This window comes from Microbacterium sp. AG790 (assembly GCF_003634765.1).
In the GTDB taxonomy this organism is placed as follows: Bacteria; Actinomycetota; Actinomycetes; order Actinomycetales; family Microbacteriaceae; genus Microbacterium.
In genome coordinates, this window is the sequence record NZ_RBWZ01000008.1 from 1 (window position 1) to 15,231 (window position 15,231).

17 protein-coding genes are annotated in these 15,231 nt (G+C 70.0%); 9 read left to right on the top strand and 8 right to left on the bottom strand.

What is annotated here, in order from left to right; translation table 11 throughout:
* Positions 1-135: 135 nt before the first annotated feature.
* Both DEU37_RS07880 and DEU37_RS07885 read left to right on the top strand, forming a co-directional pair.
* A complete protein-coding gene (locus DEU37_RS07880) occupies positions 136-1,545 on the top strand; it encodes an MFS transporter (RefSeq protein ID WP_183043629.1) in 1,410 nt (469 codons plus the stop codon).
* Positions 1,546-1,654: 109 nt separating this feature from the next.
* A complete protein-coding gene (locus tag DEU37_RS07885; protein WP_121190061.1) occupies positions 1,655-2,851 on the top strand; it encodes an MFS transporter in 1,197 nt (398 codons plus the stop codon).
* A 72-nt stretch (positions 2,852-2,923) separates the two neighbouring features.
* Here the strand turns inward: DEU37_RS07885 and DEU37_RS07890 are convergent, their stop codons facing one another.
* Positions 2,924-3,688: an SDR family NAD(P)-dependent oxidoreductase gene (locus DEU37_RS07890; protein WP_121190063.1), complete on the bottom strand. Its 765-nt coding sequence runs from the start codon at positions 3,686-3,688 to the stop codon at positions 2,924-2,926.
* 65 nt (positions 3,689-3,753) lie between these two features.
* Between DEU37_RS07890 and DEU37_RS07895 the strand changes: the two genes are divergently transcribed.
* Complete coding sequence (locus tag DEU37_RS07895) at positions 3,754-4,269, top strand: MarR family winged helix-turn-helix transcriptional regulator (protein WP_121190065.1); 516 nt, start codon at positions 3,754-3,756, stop codon at positions 4,267-4,269.
* Here the strand turns inward: DEU37_RS07895 and DEU37_RS07900 are convergent.
* The 6 genes from DEU37_RS07900 to DEU37_RS07925 all read right to left on the bottom strand — a co-directional run bounded on the left by DEU37_RS07900 (position 4,259) and on the right by DEU37_RS07925 (position 10,972).
* Positions 4,259-5,713 carry a glycoside hydrolase family 32 protein gene (locus tag DEU37_RS07900; RefSeq protein ID WP_121190066.1) on the bottom strand — a complete coding sequence of 485 codons (1,455 nt, stop codon included), beginning with the start codon at positions 5,711-5,713 and terminating at the stop codon, positions 4,259-4,261. The genes DEU37_RS07895 and DEU37_RS07900 overlap by 11 nt on opposite strands.
* A gap of 84 nt (positions 5,714-5,797) precedes the next feature.
* Positions 5,798-6,724: a carbohydrate ABC transporter permease gene (locus DEU37_RS07905; RefSeq protein WP_121190068.1), complete on the bottom strand. Its 927-nt coding sequence runs from the start codon at positions 6,722-6,724 to the stop codon at positions 5,798-5,800.
* Positions 6,721-7,713 carry a carbohydrate ABC transporter permease gene (locus tag DEU37_RS07910; protein WP_121190070.1) on the bottom strand — a complete coding sequence of 331 codons (993 nt, stop codon included), beginning with the start codon at positions 7,711-7,713 and terminating at the stop codon, positions 6,721-6,723. The genes DEU37_RS07905 and DEU37_RS07910 overlap by 4 nt, the downstream gene beginning before the upstream one ends.
* A gap of 87 nt (positions 7,714-7,800) precedes the next feature.
* Positions 7,801-9,114 carry an ABC transporter substrate-binding protein gene (locus DEU37_RS07915; protein WP_121190072.1) on the bottom strand — a complete coding sequence of 438 codons (1,314 nt, stop codon included), beginning with the start codon at positions 9,112-9,114 and terminating at the stop codon, positions 7,801-7,803.
* 138 nt (positions 9,115-9,252) lie between these two features.
* Positions 9,253-10,299 (bottom strand): LacI family DNA-binding transcriptional regulator, encoded by a 1,047-nt coding sequence (locus DEU37_RS07920; protein WP_183043630.1) that lies wholly within the window; start codon positions 10,297-10,299, stop codon positions 9,253-9,255.
* Between the two features lie 70 nt (positions 10,300-10,369).
* Positions 10,370-10,972: an HD domain-containing protein gene (locus DEU37_RS07925; protein WP_121190076.1), complete on the bottom strand. Its 603-nt coding sequence runs from the start codon at positions 10,970-10,972 to the stop codon at positions 10,370-10,372.
* A gap of 201 nt (positions 10,973-11,173) precedes the next feature.
* Between DEU37_RS07925 and msrB the strand changes: the two genes are divergently transcribed.
* The 6 genes from msrB to DEU37_RS07955 all read left to right on the top strand — a co-directional run bounded on the left by msrB (position 11,174) and on the right by DEU37_RS07955 (position 14,842).
* Entirely contained in the window at positions 11,174-11,653 is a 480-nt protein-coding gene (msrB, locus tag DEU37_RS07930; protein WP_121190078.1) for a peptide-methionine (R)-S-oxide reductase MsrB, read from the top strand.
* The gene (gene msrA, locus DEU37_RS07935; protein WP_121190079.1) at positions 11,650-12,198 is read left to right on the top strand and encodes a peptide-methionine (S)-S-oxide reductase MsrA; all 549 of its coding nucleotides are present in this window, start codon (positions 11,650-11,652) and stop codon (positions 12,196-12,198) included. The genes msrB and msrA overlap by 4 nt, the downstream gene beginning before the upstream one ends.
* A gap of 60 nt (positions 12,199-12,258) precedes the next feature.
* Complete coding sequence (locus DEU37_RS07940) at positions 12,259-12,723, top strand: hypothetical protein (protein ID WP_121190081.1); 465 nt, start codon at positions 12,259-12,261, stop codon at positions 12,721-12,723.
* Positions 12,724-12,827: 104 nt separating this feature from the next.
* Entirely contained in the window at positions 12,828-13,223 is a 396-nt protein-coding gene (locus DEU37_RS07945; protein ID WP_121190083.1) for a hypothetical protein, read from the top strand.
* Positions 13,224-13,248: 25 nt separating this feature from the next.
* Positions 13,249-13,638, top strand: a complete 390-nt coding sequence (locus DEU37_RS07950; RefSeq protein ID WP_121190085.1) for a hypothetical protein — start codon at positions 13,249-13,251, stop codon at positions 13,636-13,638.
* A 4-nt stretch (positions 13,639-13,642) separates the two neighbouring features.
* The gene (locus tag DEU37_RS07955) at positions 13,643-14,842 is read left to right on the top strand and encodes a cation:proton antiporter (RefSeq protein ID WP_121190087.1); all 1,200 of its coding nucleotides are present in this window, start codon (positions 13,643-13,645) and stop codon (positions 14,840-14,842) included.
* On the opposite strand, the gene DEU37_RS07960 is transcribed toward DEU37_RS07955, so the two are convergent.
* Positions 14,823-15,215 carry an HsmA family protein gene (locus DEU37_RS07960; RefSeq protein ID WP_121190089.1) on the bottom strand — a complete coding sequence of 131 codons (393 nt, stop codon included), beginning with the start codon at positions 15,213-15,215 and terminating at the stop codon, positions 14,823-14,825. The genes DEU37_RS07955 and DEU37_RS07960 overlap by 20 nt on opposite strands.
* Between the last annotated feature and the right edge of the window lie 16 nt (positions 15,216-15,231).

The following is a 15,231-nucleotide window of genomic DNA, read 5'->3' on the forward strand; positions in this document are numbered from 1 at the left end:
GCTGCACTCCTACAATCACCACAGGCCCCACACCGCGATCGGCGGCCACCCACCCATCAGCAGATTGACCAACGTCCCTGGGCAGCACAGCTAGCCTTCGAATAAGAGACAGGGTGTCTCGATATGGAGTGCAGCATGAGTCTCACACGAGCGGCGAACGCGAGCCCGGGCCGGCTGGCGGTCACCTCGATCGCGTCTGCCGGCATGTTCCTGGTGATGATGGACTCCAGCATCGTGAACGTGGCCCTTCCGGCCATCGCACGCGACCTGCGCACACCGCCGGCCGCCTTGACCCTCGTCGTGCTGGCTTATCTCGTCGGCGCTGCGGCAACGATGCCGCTCTCCGGCTGGCTCGCATCCCGCTTCGGTGCGCGTCGCGTCCTCCTTGCAGCACTGACCCTGTTCACCCTGGCCTCGCTGGCGTGCGCCCTCTCGCTACGACCGGAGCAACTCATCACGGCGAGGGCGTGTCAGGGGCTGGCGGGCGGTCTCATCACCCCGGTGGGCATGGGCTGGTTGCTGCGGGTCTACCCGAAAGACCAGCGCACGCGCATGGCCGCCATCGTCAGCGTCCCGGCGGCGCTCGCGCCCGTCGTCGCGCTGGTTGCCGGGGGAGCGATCGTACAAGCCTGGGGATGGGTTCCGATCTTCCTCATCAACGTTCCGATCGGCGCCGCGGCCGTCGCCCTCGGCGGCTGCGCCCTCCCGCCGACGCCGGCGGCAGAGGCCCCGCCGGCCCTGGACCGGGCCGGGGCGCTCCTTTCGGCCGCATCCCTCGGGCTGCTCGTCACCGGTGCCGGCACCGGGCCGACGCAGCACTGGTCGCTCGGCCCGACGGTGATGCTGGTGGCGGGTGCGGCGCTGCTCGTGCTGCTCGTCTGGCAGCAGCGGCGAGCGCGGATGCCGCTGCTGCATCTCGAGCTCCTCGGCAACCGGCTCTTCTCGTCCGCGGCGCTCATCGTGCTGTGCGCCGCCGGCGGGCTGCAGGGGATGCTGTTCATCACCGCGCTCTTCGTGCAGGAGTCCATCGGGCTCGCGCCGGTGCAGGCCGGACTCGCGATCGTGCCCCAGGCCATCGGTGTGCTGCTCGGCATCCAGCTCACCAGCCGTGTGCTGTACCGCCGTGTCGGCCCTCGGCGACTCACCGCCACGGGAATGGCGGGCATCGCCGCGAGCGCCTGCGCGCTGGCGACCGTGGTGCCGACCGGCCCGACGGGGATTCTCCCCTCGGGGCTGTTCGTTGCGGGCCTGTCGTTCGGCCTCGTCCAGGTGTCGTTGCAGACATCCGCGTTCGCCTCCCTCGCGGTCTCCGAGAGCGCCCACGCGAGCGCCCTGTTCAGCATGGTGCGCCAGGTCGGTAGCGCCGCCGGCGTCGCCGTGCTCGCCACCGTCCTCAGCGCATACGCCGACACCCTCGGCGTATCGGGCTCGAGTCCCGCGCCCTACCACGCGGCGCTGGTGACCGCAGCGATCCTCGCGGGCGTCGGCGCGGCGCTGGCGCTGCGCATCCCCGATGCGGACGCGGCGGCGACAAGGGCGCCATGAGCGGGCAGCGTCCGCTCCCGCATCCGCCGGCCAGTCGCCCCGCACCCACCGACCACCCCGTCCGCATCCGCGTGACGAGGACACCTCCGAAGAGACGAGAACACGTCACATGACCTCCCTTCGCCCCTCCACCGGCCGCGGCCGGGCGATCGTCGCCACGGCATTCGCCTTCCTCGTCGCGATGATGGGCACCACCCTCCCGACCCCGCTGTATTCGATCTACTCGGCCCTGCTGTCGTTCACGCCCCTGACGGTGACGGTCCTGTTCGCCGTCTACGCCATCGGCGTCGTCGGCGCGCTCATGCTCTTCGGGCGCCTCTCCGACGACCTCGGGCGGCGCCCCGTCATGATGGGCTCCCTGGCACTCGCGCTCCTGAGCGCGGTGCTGTTCCTCCTGCCCCCGTCGCTGCCCGCGCTCGTGGTGGCGCGTGTGGTCTCGGGGCTTGCCGCCGGGCTCATGAGCGGCACCGGCACCGCCGCGATCCTCGACCTCTTCCCGCCCGAGCGGAAGGCAGCGGCGGGCACGCTCGCGGTGGCCGTCAACACCGGAGGGCTCGCGCTGGGCACCGTGGCCGCCGGAGTGCTCGCCACTCTCGCGCCGTTCCCGCTGGTGATCCCCTTCGTCGTGCACCTGATCCTCTGTGCTGTGGCCTTCCTCGGCCTCGCGGCCTGGGCGCCGAGGTCGAATCGTCGCGGGCCGCTGCGCGTGCGCGCACACCGCCTGCACGTGCCGCGCGAGATCCGGCCCGCGTTCGTTCGCGGCGTGCTCGCGGCCGGGACGGGCTTCGCGGTCACCGGGGTGCTCACGGCGGTGTCGGCGATCTTCCTCGCGCGCGACCTCCACCTCGACAGTCACGCCCTGTCGGGGTTCGTCGTCTTTCTCGCGTTCGCCGGCATGGCCGTCGGGCAGCTGATCGCGCGCGGGCTGCGCCCCGGCACGAGCCTGGTCATCGGATGCCTCGGACTGGCCGCTGCCGCCGCGGCGCTCGCGGGCGCCCTCGCCCTCTTGGCGCTCTCGTTCCTCCTCGCGGCGGCGATCGTGCTCGGAGTCGCCGCGGGCCTGTGCCTCAACGCCGGTATCGCGACGACCGTCGAGCAGGTGCACCCGGCGCACCGGGGCGAGGTCTCCTCGTCGTTCTTCGCGGGTCTGTACGCCATGCTGGCCGTTCCCGCCGTCGGCGTCGGGGTGCTGGCGAACCTCGTCGGTCTTCGCGAAGCTGGACTCGCCTTCAGCGCCGTGGTGGGCCTGCTCGCGCTCGCCGTGGCCGCTCTCGAAGCCGCGGCCGCGCGCTCTCGCCGACGCTGAGCGGGGGAGTCCCGCTCGACGCTGCGGGCGCCGCCGCCGGGCCGACTCGCCGACGCGCGGCGCCCTCCCGCGTCACATGGGGCTGATGTACTGACCGCCGTCGATCGCGAACATCTGGCCGGTGACGAACGCGCTGTCGTCGGAGAGCAGGAACGACACCGCGGGGGCGACGTCGGCATCCGGGTCGCCCAGGCGCCCGAACGGGATGGCGCTCAGCAGCGCGGCGAACTGCTCGGGCTGGGCCTCGGAGAAGGCCTTCGAGGCGGGCGTCATGGCGGAGGGTGCGTATGCGTTGACCCGGATGCCGTGGCGTCCCCATTCGCGCGCCGCCGTGCGGGTGGCGGCCATGATGGCGCCCTTGCTGGCCACGTAGCCGAGGCCGCCTTCGAACCCCTGCAGGGCCGTGGACGAGGTGACGTTGACGATGCTCCCGCCGCCCTGCTCCTTCATGTGCGGGAACACGGCCTGCATGAAGCGGATCGACCCGAAGGCGCCGCTCTCGACGGACTGCTGGAGCTGGTCGTCGGTGTGGTCGATCAGGGGGATGCCGTTGAACGAGATCTGCGCGTTGTTGACGAGGCCGTCGATGCGCCCGAACTTCTCCAGCGCACGCTCGACGGTGCGCGCGATGTCGTCGCGACTGCGCACGTCGCCGGCGACGGCGGTGACGCTCAGGCCCTCGGCGACGAGCTCGGCCTCGGCCGAGGCGGCCGTCTCCGGGTTGTACTCCGCGATCGTGACCGACGCGCCGTTGCGTGCGAAGTTTCGCGCGAGTGCCAGGCCGATGCCCTGCCCCGCGCCCGTCACGATGATGCTCTTTCCTGTCAGGTCGGCCATGACCTCACCTCTCGGTTCTGTTTCGTAGGCTTCCTCCGTGGGAGAACGCCTTCATATAGTTGCCAATGGCAAGTGTATTCCCGTGGGGCGAGAAATGGGGATCGGATTTGAGTGACGGCTATCGACACCGCACGGCGCTGGCTCAGGACGTGTTCGAGATCGTCCGGATGCTGGAGTCCCACGATCTGGGTGAAGCGCTCGCGGCGGCGGCGGGCTACCCGCTGACCTGGTTGCAGGTGCGGGCCTTCTGGTTCATCGGCGCAGCGCCGGGGCTCTCCCAGCGCCAACTTGCGGAGCGTCTGGGTCAGTCCGCACCGACGACGAGCAAGCTCGTCAGCCGCCTGGCCGACCTGGGGTTCCTCCGCGTCGGCCGCGATCCGGGCGATCACAGAGCTCAGCAGATCCATCTCTCCACGCGGGGCGATGCCGTCGTCGCCGCGATCTACGGCGCGGGGGACGGCCTCATCGAGGCTGCGACCTCACGCCTGACCAGTGACACCCGCGCGCACCTCGACACCGCCGTCTCCGCGTTGCGGGACGCGCTCGGCGCCGTCGTCGATCAGAAGGACCTCACGGGTTGACGCCAGCATGGCGCGCACCGCGGAGAGGTGCGGTGTCGTGGAAGCCGGGACCCTCGCCGTACACGCGGGCGTCGCCGCCGACCCTCACGTGGGTCAGCGCGGCTTCCGGGAAGACCTGCTGCGTCAGCGTGACGGCGCCGTCGTCCACGAACACCTCCACCGAAGTCGCGTCGATGATGACGAGAACGTCGACCAGACCGTCCCGCCCGCTCGGGAGCGGCGCGTCGTACTCTCGGGCGAAGCTCGCGTGGAAGCCCCCGCCGTGGGCCTCTGTGCGCGTGACCCGGATCCGCTGCGCCGCGCCGTCGAACGTGAAGGTCAGCGCCGCGGCATCCCCGTCGCCGACCTCGACGACGCTGTGGGCGGCGCGCGCGGTCGACGCCTGAAGGCGGGCGACGGTGAGCCCGTCGACGCGCGGCGGCAGGACGGGACGCTGTCGCAGGACGTAGTCTCCCGGCGTCCCCGACAGCGACAGCGCGCGGACGAGCGTCAGGGCTGAGCGCCACGGAGAGGTCGGAGTGACCTCGGCGTACTCCCAGTTGTTCATCCAGCCGAGAGTGAGGCGGCGGTCGCCCGGAACGTTGCTGAACGACACGGCCGCGTAATAGTCGGGGCCATAGTCGAGCCAGTCGAATGCCGAGAGGTCAGCGCTTGCCGACAGGCGGTCCGGCACGAACCTGCGGCCGTCGAAGTCGCCGATGAAATACTGCGTGCCCGATCCGCCCGCGATCCCGCCGGGGTTGAGGCTCACGAGGAGAACCCACTTGACGTCCCGTGACCCGTCGACCGAGAGAGGGAACAGGTCGGGGCACTCCCACACCCCGTCCGCGGCGTGCGCGGGACCGAAATCGGACGCGAACTCCCAGTGGATCAGGTCCGCTGACGTGTAGATGACGACGCGACGGTCGGTCGCCTCCACGGCCACCATGACCCATCGTCCTCCGTCGGCGTCACCGTGCCAGAACACCTTCGGATCGCGGAAGGCGTCCGAGCCGACGTCGAGCACGGGGTTGTGCGCATACTTCGTCCACCGCATCCCGCCGTCGACGCTGTACGCGAGAGCCTGAGCCTGCCGCTCGCCCCGGCCCCCGACACCAGCACGCACGCTCGTGTAGATCGCCACGAGCGCGGTCTGGCCCGCTCCGGCGAATCCCGCGGTGTTCGCCGCGTCGACCACGACGCTGCCCGAGTAGATCTGCTCGTCCTCCGCGAAGATGATCGCGGTCTCGTGCGCAGTCCAGTCGACGAGGTTCGTCGACGTCGAGTGGCCCCATGACATGTTCCCCCACACGGAGCCGAGCGGATTGTTCTGGTAGAACGCGTGATACACGCCGTCGACGTACACCAGCCCGTTCGGGTCGTTCAGCCACGTGTCGCGGGCGGTGAGGTGCGCGACGGGTCGTGTGCGGATAGCGGGGGTCGCGCACGGGCTGGCGGCGTTCACGGTTGTTCCATTCCTGCCGCGCGGGGCGGCGGCATCCGAGGTGATGTCGGGCGGGGGCGGGGTCGACGTCGTGCCGTCGCGGCGCTACTTCACCGAGCCCGCGGTGAGGCCCCGCACGAAGTAGCGCTGCAGCGCGAAGAAGAGGACGAGCGGGATCACGAGGGTGATGAACGAGCCCGCGGCGACCCGCGGCCACCCCTGCCCGTACTGTCCCAGCAGGCCGTAGAGCCCCTGCGTCAGCACGGCGTGCGGTCCCGATTGGATGAAGATCGCCGCGACCAGGAAGTCGTTCCACACCCACAGGAACTGGAAGATCGCGAACGATGCCAGCGCCGGCACCGACATCGGCAGCACGAGCCTCCAGAAGATCTGGAAGTGGCTCGCGCCATCCACGCGCGCCGCCTCGATGAGGGAGTTCGGCAGCGTCGACATGTAGTTGCGGAAGATGTAGATCGCCAGCGGCAGCGCGAAGGTCGCGTGCACGATCCACGCCGCCGGATACTGCCCGACGATCTGGATGCCGGTCGTGTTTCCGAACCAGACGAACAGCTGCAGCACGGGGATGATCGCCAGCTGGATCGGGACGACCATGAGGCCCAGGACGATCGCGAAGTAGACCTCCTTGCCCGGGAAGCTGAAGAACGTGAACGCGTAGGCCGCCATCGCGGCCACCAGGATCGGCAGCACCGTCGCCGGGATCGTCACCGCGAAGGTGTTCCACAGCGATGTGCCCACATCGAGCGCGTCCCAGGCCTGCGAGAAGTTGTCGAACGTCCAGGACTGTCCGAACGGGTTCGCCAGCGCGGTCCACCATCCGGTCGCATCGACGTCCGCCTTGGACCGGAAGCTCGTCACGAGCACGCCCAGCAGCGGAAGCAGCCAGGCGACGGCGATGATCCCCGTCACGACGGTGATCACGGGGTGCGACCTCGTCGCCGTCGTTTCGCGGACGGCGCCGCGTGTGCGCTTCGCGGGTGCGCGGGTGTCGCCGATCGTCGGGATCTCGGTCATCGCAGTTCCTCCTGCGCCTTGTAGCTGCGGATCTGGTACACGATCAGCGGCACGATCGCGATCATCAGCACGACCACCACGGCGGCCGCCTTGCCCGGGTTCTGGAAGCTGAACATCTGGTTGTAGAACTCGACCGCGAGCACGCTCGTGTTGTACTGACCTCCGGTCATCGCGTAGATGATGTCGAAGATCTTCATCACGAAGATCACGATCGTCACGAACACGGCGAGGATCGTCCCGCGGATCTGCGGAGCGATGATCGTCAGGAAGATGCGGCGCTCGCTGGCGCCGTCTAGACGCCCCGCCTCGATCGTCTCCTCGGGAACGCCCTTGATGGCGCCCGACAGCAGCACCATCGCGAAGCCGACCTGCAGCCAGATCGCGATCACCATGAGCAGGAAGCTGTTGAGTCGACCGGCATCCACGGTCATCCAGGGAACGGGATCGGCGCCGCCCGCCGTCCAGAGCGCGTTGAGGATGCCGGTCTGCGGCAGACCGGGAGCCTCGTAGTCGTAGACGAACCTCCACGTGGCGGCGGCAGCGACGCCGGAGATCGCCATCGGGAGGAAGATCATCGCCTTGAACGTCGACTCGCGCCGGCGTCCCAGTCGATCGGTGAGCGCGGCGACGATGAGTCCGACGATCACCGCGACCGCCGGCACCACGAGCACCCAGAGAAGGTTGTTCACCAGGGTTCCGAGGAAGCTCGGGCTGGAGAACAGGTCGATGTAGTTGTCGAGACCGACGAAGGACGCGCCTTCGCCCCGGCGCTGACTGGCCTTCGTGAAGCTCTCGATGATGGTGCGGATCGTCGGGTAGAGAAGGAACACGGCCACCAGCACGATCCCCGGGGCGAGGAACACGTAGGGGATGAGCCGGGGTCGCCAGCGCCCGGGCGCGCGACCGACCGCCCAGTTGAGCAGCCAGAAGATGAGTAACGAGACGCCGAGACCGATGGTCACGGACGCGAGTGCGCTGATGATCGCCATGAGGGCAGCCCTAGATCGTCGTGGGTGGAGGAAGACGGCCGTGGGGTGGGCCGCCGACCGAACGTCGGCGACCCACCCCCGCTGTCGCTACCGCTTCGGCCAGGAAGCGTCGATCGCCGTGAAGGCGTCCGCCATCGTGGTCTGACCGGCGAACCAGCTCGTCAGCTGCGTCCACTCGGTGCCGGCGCCGACCTCGCCCGGCATCTGATCCGACGCGTCGAAGCCGAAGACCTTGGCGTTCTTCAGCAGGTCCTGCGCCTTGCGCTGGAACTGCGTCGTGTAGGCGCTGGAGTCGAACGTGCCATGCGGCGAGAGGAAGATCGCCTGGCTCGCATAGCCGTTCGTCCCGAAGTCCTTGCCGGTCAGGTACTCGACGACCTTCTTCGTCGCCTCGCTCTTGCTGAACGCGCCGACGAGGTCGCCACCGCCGAGCATCGAGTTCTCCGTCCCCGCCGGCGACGGCAGCTGGAAGAAGTCGATGTTGCTCAGGTCGCCCTTCGCGATCTGCGCCTTGATGGCGTCGGGGAAGAAGTCGGCGACGAACGACCCCTGACGCATCATGAAGCACTGACCGTTGCCCTTGCCGTTGACGAAGAGCTGGTTGCCCGCCGTCTGGAACGAGGTGGTCGCGGCCGCCGCGCCGCCGCCGTTCACCTGACCGGGGGCCAGCAGCTCCGCGGCGACCTTGTCACCCGCCTTGGTCACCAGGCTGCTGTCGAACTTCACGTCGCCGGTGATCCACTTGTTGTACTCGTCGAGCCCGCCGTAGCGCAGCACGTACTCCTCGAGCCAGTCGGTGGCCGGCCAGCCGGTCGCCCCACCCGACTCCAGCCCGACGCACCAGGGGTAGCCGAGGCCCTGGTCGACGATCTTCTTCTCCAGCGCCGTCATCTCGTCATCCGTCGTGGGCACCGACAGGCCCGCCGCCGTGAAGGCGCTCGGGTTGTACCAGACGAGGGACTTGACGTTGATGGAGTAGGGGAGGCCATAGGTCTTCCCGTCCTTCTGGGCGATGGTCCCCAGGCCATTCGCCTCGTCGGCCGTGATGTCCGCGACATCCACCCCGAGATCCTCGAGGGGATAGAGCTGGTTGACCTGGCTCTTGAGCACGCCCGGCTGCGGGTAGATCGCGATGTCGGGCGGGTTGCCGGCGGTGGCGCGCGCGACGATCGCGGTCTGGAAGTCGGAGCTCGGCTCGTACTTCACCGTGATCCCGCTCGTCTTGGACCACGCGTCGAGGTCCGCCTGGAAGGCCGTCGCCTGCGCGTCGGTGAAGGCGCCCATGATGGTGACCGTGGAGCCCGACGCCTGATCCGTCGGCGTTGACGTACTGCAGCCCGCGAGAAGAACCGCCCCCACGGCGAGTGTCCCCACAGCACTGAGACCGCTTCGAAGCCTCATTGATTCTCTCCTTTACTCCGATGTAAGGGCACGGACCCAAATCGTTTTGGGTCGTGCGGGGTTAGCCTACCTGTATCGACAGGGCACCCCAAAACGATTTAGGTAACGGCGGCATAACGATCCCGCCCGCTCCTCAGCTCACGCGAGGGCTGCGGGCGGGCGTACCGAACCGCGGCTCTTCAGGCGTCCGGGAAGCACGGCGATGGGCGGTGCGGCCGCGAGGTCGCCGTCGAGCGCGTCGAGAAGGGTGCTGACGGCCCACGCTCCCATCTCGAAGTGGGGGAGGGCGATCGTCGTCAGGCCGGGCATGAGTCCGGCCGCGATCGGCTCGAAGTCGTCGACGCCGATCACCGACAGGTCGTCCGGCACGGACAGTCCCGCGGCTCCGGCTTGCTGGTAGGCGCCCATCGCCATGGCGTCGTTGAAGCAGAACACCGCCGTCGGGCGGGGGGCATCGGAGGCGAGCAGACGGGACAGCGCGACCCTGCCCGCGTGCGCATCCGGCGGATCGCCACCCATGACGACGCGTGGCTGAAGGCCCGCCTCCCGCATCGCCCGCTCATACCCTTCGATGCGGCCGTTGGCGCCGGGGCCCGGTCGCGACACCGTCGCGTGCGCGATGTCGCGGTGTCCCGCGTCCAGCAGCGTCCGAGTGGCGGAGGCGCCGATTCCCACCTCGTCGGGGACGACGGATCCGACGCGGCCCTGCGCGTCGGTGATGTCGATGAGCACGGACGGGATCGAGTACAGCTGATCCGGAAGCTGGACGGGTTCCTGGTGGAACATGCGCGCGTAGAGAATCGCATCGACCTGCGCCGAGAGCAGACCGGCCAGCTGATCGGCCTCGGCATCCGCGTCGTGGTTGGAGTTCACGACGACGAGCAGTTGCCCGCGCTCCCTCGCGACGCTCTGCGCCCCGAGCACCACCCGTGTCGCGTACGGCGTCGTCGCGATGTCGTCGGAGACGAAACCCAGGATGTTCGATCTCCTGCTGCGCAGCGCGCTGGCCAGGCGGTTGGGGGCATAGCCGAGTTCGTCGGCGACGCGTCGAACCCGCTCCCGCGTGGCTGTCGCGACCTGGCCGCGGCCGCTCAAAGCGTGGGAGACGGTGGTGGCCGACACCTGGGCGGCTCGCGCGACGTCTTCGATCCCGACAGGCTTGCCCCTGTTGTCGTTACCGGTCACCGCGCCACCTCCTCGATGCTCCAACATACTCGGGCGCGGGTGGCCGCCGGTCGCCCGGCCCGTGCCGCGACTAGAGGTGTTCCAGGGGGTTCGCCGCGAGCGTGGCGACGATGCCGCCGTCGACCAGGCGCCGCGCGGCCGTCTGGGGTTTGCGCGCGGCTTGATCGGTCACGCACGCCCCGAACTCCGCGGCCAGCCCGCCGCGCGGGTAGACCGCGAGCACCTCGCGCAGGAACGCGGCCGGCAGTGCGTCCGGTCGCGCGCCGGAGATGTCGAGCCCGGTGGAGGCTTCGAGCAGATACCCCTCGGCATCCACCGCGGGGTCCACGCGCGGCCAGTTGTGCCGCACGATCACGTCGAGCACCCGCTCTCGCCGCTCCTCGGGCCAGCCCGCTCCCGCGGTGAGAGCGACGGCGACGTGGCCGCCGGCGTGCTCGTAGGAGATCGTGTGGTTGTCGAACGCAGGCACCGTGCCGATGTCGTGCAGCACGGCGGCGACGTACAGCAGCTCGTGGTCCACGTCGTCGATGCCGTCCACGCGCGCGAACGCCTCCGCCCAGAGCCACGACCGCAGGGCGTGGGCCGTGATGGCGGGGGAGTGGTACTGGCGGGCGAGCGCGAGCGCTCCCCGCGCGGCGGCGGTGTCGGGCGCGCGGAGGTCGGTGAGGTGCATGCCTCCAGTGTCGCCACGCCGACGGCTCGAGCGGATGCCGGGACCCGCCGAGCCTCGTCCGATTCCTGCCAACACAGTCGACGTCGCCGGCGGCCCGTGATCGGAACTCACAGCCGGCATCCAGCCTCGAGGGACCAAAACCGGCGCATCCGCTGTTGGAACGGGTGACGCCGCAGCCAGCGGTGTCGCAGAGGAGACACCATGTCGAAGGACTACCGCAAGACTCCCGAGGCGCTCAGCCGCCTCACCGATCGGCAGTACGCCGTGACGCAGGACGAGGGCACCGAGCCGCCGTTCCGCAACGCCTACTGGGACCTGCACGAGGACGGCATCTACGTCGACGTCGTCTCGGGCCAGCCCCTGTTCTCATCGACCGACAAGTTCGACAGCGGCACGGGGTGGCCGAGCTTCACCCGACCGATCGACTCGGATGCCGTGGTCACGACCACCGACCGCACGCTCTGGATGACGCGCACCGAGGTGCGCTCCTCCGGTGCGGGCAGCCACCTCGGTCACGTCTTCGATGACGGCCCCCGCGAAGACGGCGGCCTGCGCTACTGCATGAACTCCGCCTCGTTGAGGTTCGTGCCCGTCGAGGAGCTCGCCGCCCAGGGCTACGGTGAGTATCTCGATCTTTTCCCCACCCCCGACAGCCCCACCACCGAGGAGGATGCAGCATGACCAGCGGACCGAGCGACACCGGAGCGATCACCCAGCCTGCCGGCACCGAGACCGCGATTCTCGCGGGAGGTTGCTTCTGGGGGATGGAGGATCTGATCCGCCGCCAGCCCGGCGTGATCAGCACCCGCGTGGGGTACACGGGAGGTCAGAACGACCACGCGACCTACCGCAACCACCCCGGTCACGCCGAGGCGGTCGAGATCGTCTTCGACCCGAGCGCGACGACCTACCGCGACATCCTCGCGTTCTTCTTCCAGATCCACGACCCGTCGACGCTGAACCGCCAGGGCAACGACATCGGCACGAGCTACCGGTCGGCGATCTTCCCCGTGGGCCCCGAGCAGGAGCACGTCGCGCGGGAGACGATCGCCGACGTCGACGCGTCGGGCTTGTGGCCGGCTCCCGCCGTCACCACGATCGAGCCCCTCCAGCCGTTCTGGGAGGCGGAGCCCGAGCACCAGGACTACCTGCTGCGGTACCCGAACGGCTACACCTGCCACTTCCCGCGAGCGGGCTGGGTGCTGCCGTCCCGCGCCGACGCCTGATCGACGGCCCGTGCGCCCCGAAGCTGTGAGCCGCACATCTTCGGGGCGTACCGTCAGGCCATGAGTACACCGAGCACGACCACGACCTCGTCCGCCAGCGCCCCCCTCGGCCTCGGATCGGTGCTGGTCGGCTCGCTGCCGTCCGCGCTGATGACCGCCGACGCGCCCGCCCGCTACACCGTCGAGGCGGTGTTCACCCGGCGTCCCCAGCGTGAGGAGATCGTCGAGATCCTCGGCGATGAGACGCGGCAGACCCTCGTCCGTGAGGGGTATCCCACGGTCGAGCTCACGGTCTCCGACCGTCGGCTGGAGATCGCGAACACCACTCTCGAAGAGCTCCGCGACGGCCTGGGGTGCGTCCTCGCCGAGCGTCTCGCCGCCATCAGCGACCACGCGCACGAGCGTCGCGATGCGGCCGCGCGGCGCGACGAGAAGACGGCGGAGAGCGAGCGCGAGCGCGCCGCGGCCGTCGTCGCCCTCGCCGCCTCGGTCAGCTTCGGTGCGGGCGCGAACGCCGCCGGATGATCAGTTCCGGCTCCGAGGCCGGTCAGCACTCCCACAGACCCGTGTGAGACGGTGGGTGCATGCTCCACTGCGGTGACGGCATACCGACCTGAGAGGACGGTGCCATGCGAGCGTGGTGGGAAGAAGTGCTCCATATCGTGACGGGTCGTGTCAGCCGGCACGACGATCTGCCCGATCTGCGCGGGCTCGACACGCGGCGGGTCGCTCTCGAGAAGACGCACTTCCTCGTCAACGACCGCGAGCGGCGCGGTGACGAGCGGCGCGCGTACGTGATGCGCCACGTCGCCTCCACCCGCCACGACGACGCCACCGTGACGGTGTCCTCGAACGGACGCGGAGTCGGCTCGCTGCCGCCCGAGGCCGCGGTGTCGATCGCTCCGCTCCTGCGCCGCATCGGCGGTGCGGCGATCATCAACGGTGCCGGATCCCTCCCGGGCAGCATCCGTCTCTGGGTCGACCTGCCCACCTCCGCCGCGCTGGGCGAGTTCGCCCAGCGCTGACGCGGCGGCGGAGCACAATGGCCTCATGGCCGACCCCATCTGGAAGAACGACCCGGACGAGCACGACTTCCCCGCGGCGGAGGACTACCTCCGTCTCGTGGCCGACGCCGACCGCGCCCGCTCGCTCGTTGCGGCCTTGCGCACGCGGGCGACGGTCGTGAAGAAGGCGAAGGACATCCTCCGCGCGGCGAACCTGCCGCTGCTTCCCACCGACAACCCCCACGTCGCCGACGACCTGCGCAAGGTGCGCGCGGGAAAGCCGCTGTCGCCGGTGCTCATCGTGCACGGCGACCTCGCACGCGGTGTTCCCGCGCAGATCGCCGATGGTTATCACCGGGTCTGCGCGAGCTGGCACCTCGACGAGAACAGCGAGATCCCGTGCCGCATCGTCGGCCCCGACGCCACCGCGGCGTGAACGCGTGAACCTGCAGACGCTCGCGCTCGTCGGCGCGGTCGCCCTGCTCGGTCCGCTGCTGTCGGCAGGAAGCCGGTGGCGCGTGCCGGTCGTGATCGGCGAGCTCGTCGCCGGCATGATCATCGGCGCGTCGGGGCTGCGTCTGGTCGACACCACCGACGTCACATTCAGCTTTCTCGCGACGCTCGGGTTCGGTCTCACGATGTTCGTCGCGGGCACCCACGTGCCGCTGCGCGACGCCCGGCTGCGGCCGGCGCTCGGACGCGGTGCCCTCGGGGCGATCGTCGTCGGTGTCGTCGCGGCGTTCGCCGGCTGGGGCCTCGCGGCGATGTTCGACACGGGTCATGGCGCCGTCTATGCGGTCGTGATGGCATCGTCGTCCGCCGCGCTCGTGCTGCCCGCCGTGCAGCAGACCCGTCTCGGCGGCCCCCAGCTGCTGCCCACCATCGCGCAGGTCGCCATCGCCGACACGGCGTGCATCGTCGCGCTGCCCCTCGCGATGGATCCCGAGCGCGCGCCCGTCGCCGCGCTCGGCGCGCTCGGCATCGCGGCGGTGGCGTTGCTGCTTGCTCTCGCGCTGCGGTGGGCTGATCGCGGCGACCGGTGGAGGCGGCTGCGCGAGACGAGCAAGGCTCACGAGCTCGCGATCGAGTTGCGCGTGAGCCTCATCCTCGTCTGCGGCCTCGGGGCGCTGGCGACCGTGTCGCACGTCTCCGTGCTGCTCGCGGGGTTCGCCGGCGGTCTCGCCGTCGCGAGCGCGGGGGAGCCGCGGCGGCTCGCCCGGCAGCTGTTCGCGGTGACGGAGGGCTTCCTGTCGCCGCTCTACTTCGTGTGGCTGGGGGCGTCGCTCTCGCTCGGCAGCCTGTTCGCATCACCGGCGTATCTCCTGCTCGGAGTGCTGCTGGGCGTGGGGGCGCTGATCGCGCACCTGTCCGGCGTGCTGCTGCGCCAGCGTCCGCTGTGGGCCGTGATCGCGGCCGCCCAGCTGGGGGTTCCGATCGCCGCCGCCACGATCGGCGCCGAGACCGGAGCGCTCACGGCGGGGGAGCAGGCGGCGCTCGTGCTCGGGGCGATCGTCACGATCGCGGCGCTCGCGGCATCCACCGCGGTCGCGTCGCGACGCACGGCATCGCCGCCGAACGGCCAGGATGCCGCGGGTGAGGCGCCCGACGCGGCGACGAGCGTCAGCCCGCCATCGCGCTGATCGCACCGGCGACGTAGGGGATCAGCCAGATCGCCCAGACGACGATGCTGAAGCGATGGAACGCGCGCTTCTCGCTCTCGCGGCCGCGCAGGAGCACGATCACGGCCCAGATCAGATGGATCGCCATGAGCACGATGGCGGCGGTGCCGGTGAAGGCCATCAGGGTTCCCGCCGCGGTCTCGGCGATGCCGTCGGCGCGTCGGCCGGCGGAGATCTGCGTCATGAGCAGCGTGCCGGTCGTGTCGGCGGCGAGCCCCAACGCGAACATGCCCGCGTGCCACCACCGCAGCGTGCGCTGGATCCGCTCGGCCCAGACGCCGATGCTGTAGAACACGAGGGCGGCCGTGATGATGACGATGGCGAGAGGGAGCATGCGGCCACTCTACGCG

What these genes read in the sequence shown, in the direction of transcription:
- DEU37_RS07880 (WP_183043629.1), top strand. Translation starts at nt 136, where the DNA reads ATGAGTCTCACACGAGCGGCGAACGCGAGCCCGGGCCGGCTGGCGGTC.
- DEU37_RS07885 (WP_121190061.1), top strand. Translation starts at nt 1,655, where the DNA reads ATGACCTCCCTTCGCCCCTCCACCGGCCGCGGCCGGGCGATCGTCGCC.
- DEU37_RS07890 (WP_121190063.1), bottom strand. Translation starts at nt 3,688, where the DNA reads ATGGCCGACCTGACAGGAAAGAGCATCATCGTGACGGGCGCGGGGCAG.
- DEU37_RS07895 (WP_121190065.1), top strand. Translation starts at nt 3,754, where the DNA reads ATGGCAAGTGTATTCCCGTGGGGCGAGAAATGGGGATCGGATTTGAGT.
- DEU37_RS07905 (WP_121190068.1), bottom strand. Translation starts at nt 6,724, where the DNA reads ATGACCGAGATCCCGACGATCGGCGACACCCGCGCACCCGCGAAGCGC.
- DEU37_RS07910 (WP_121190070.1), bottom strand. Translation starts at nt 7,713, where the DNA reads ATGGCGATCATCAGCGCACTCGCGTCCGTGACCATCGGTCTCGGCGTC.
- DEU37_RS07915 (WP_121190072.1), bottom strand. Translation starts at nt 9,114, where the DNA reads ATGAGGCTTCGAAGCGGTCTCAGTGCTGTGGGGACACTCGCCGTGGGG.
- DEU37_RS07925 (WP_121190076.1), bottom strand. Translation starts at nt 10,972, where the DNA reads ATGCACCTCACCGACCTCCGCGCGCCCGACACCGCCGCCGCGCGGGGA.
- msrB (WP_121190078.1), top strand. Translation starts at nt 11,174, where the DNA reads ATGTCGAAGGACTACCGCAAGACTCCCGAGGCGCTCAGCCGCCTCACC.
- msrA (WP_121190079.1), top strand. Translation starts at nt 11,650, where the DNA reads ATGACCAGCGGACCGAGCGACACCGGAGCGATCACCCAGCCTGCCGGC.
- DEU37_RS07940 (WP_121190081.1), top strand. Translation starts at nt 12,259, where the DNA reads ATGAGTACACCGAGCACGACCACGACCTCGTCCGCCAGCGCCCCCCTC.
- DEU37_RS07945 (WP_121190083.1), top strand. Translation starts at nt 12,828, where the DNA reads ATGCGAGCGTGGTGGGAAGAAGTGCTCCATATCGTGACGGGTCGTGTC.
- DEU37_RS07950 (WP_121190085.1), top strand. Translation starts at nt 13,249, where the DNA reads ATGGCCGACCCCATCTGGAAGAACGACCCGGACGAGCACGACTTCCCC.
- DEU37_RS07960 (WP_121190089.1), bottom strand. Translation starts at nt 15,215, where the DNA reads ATGCTCCCTCTCGCCATCGTCATCATCACGGCCGCCCTCGTGTTCTAC.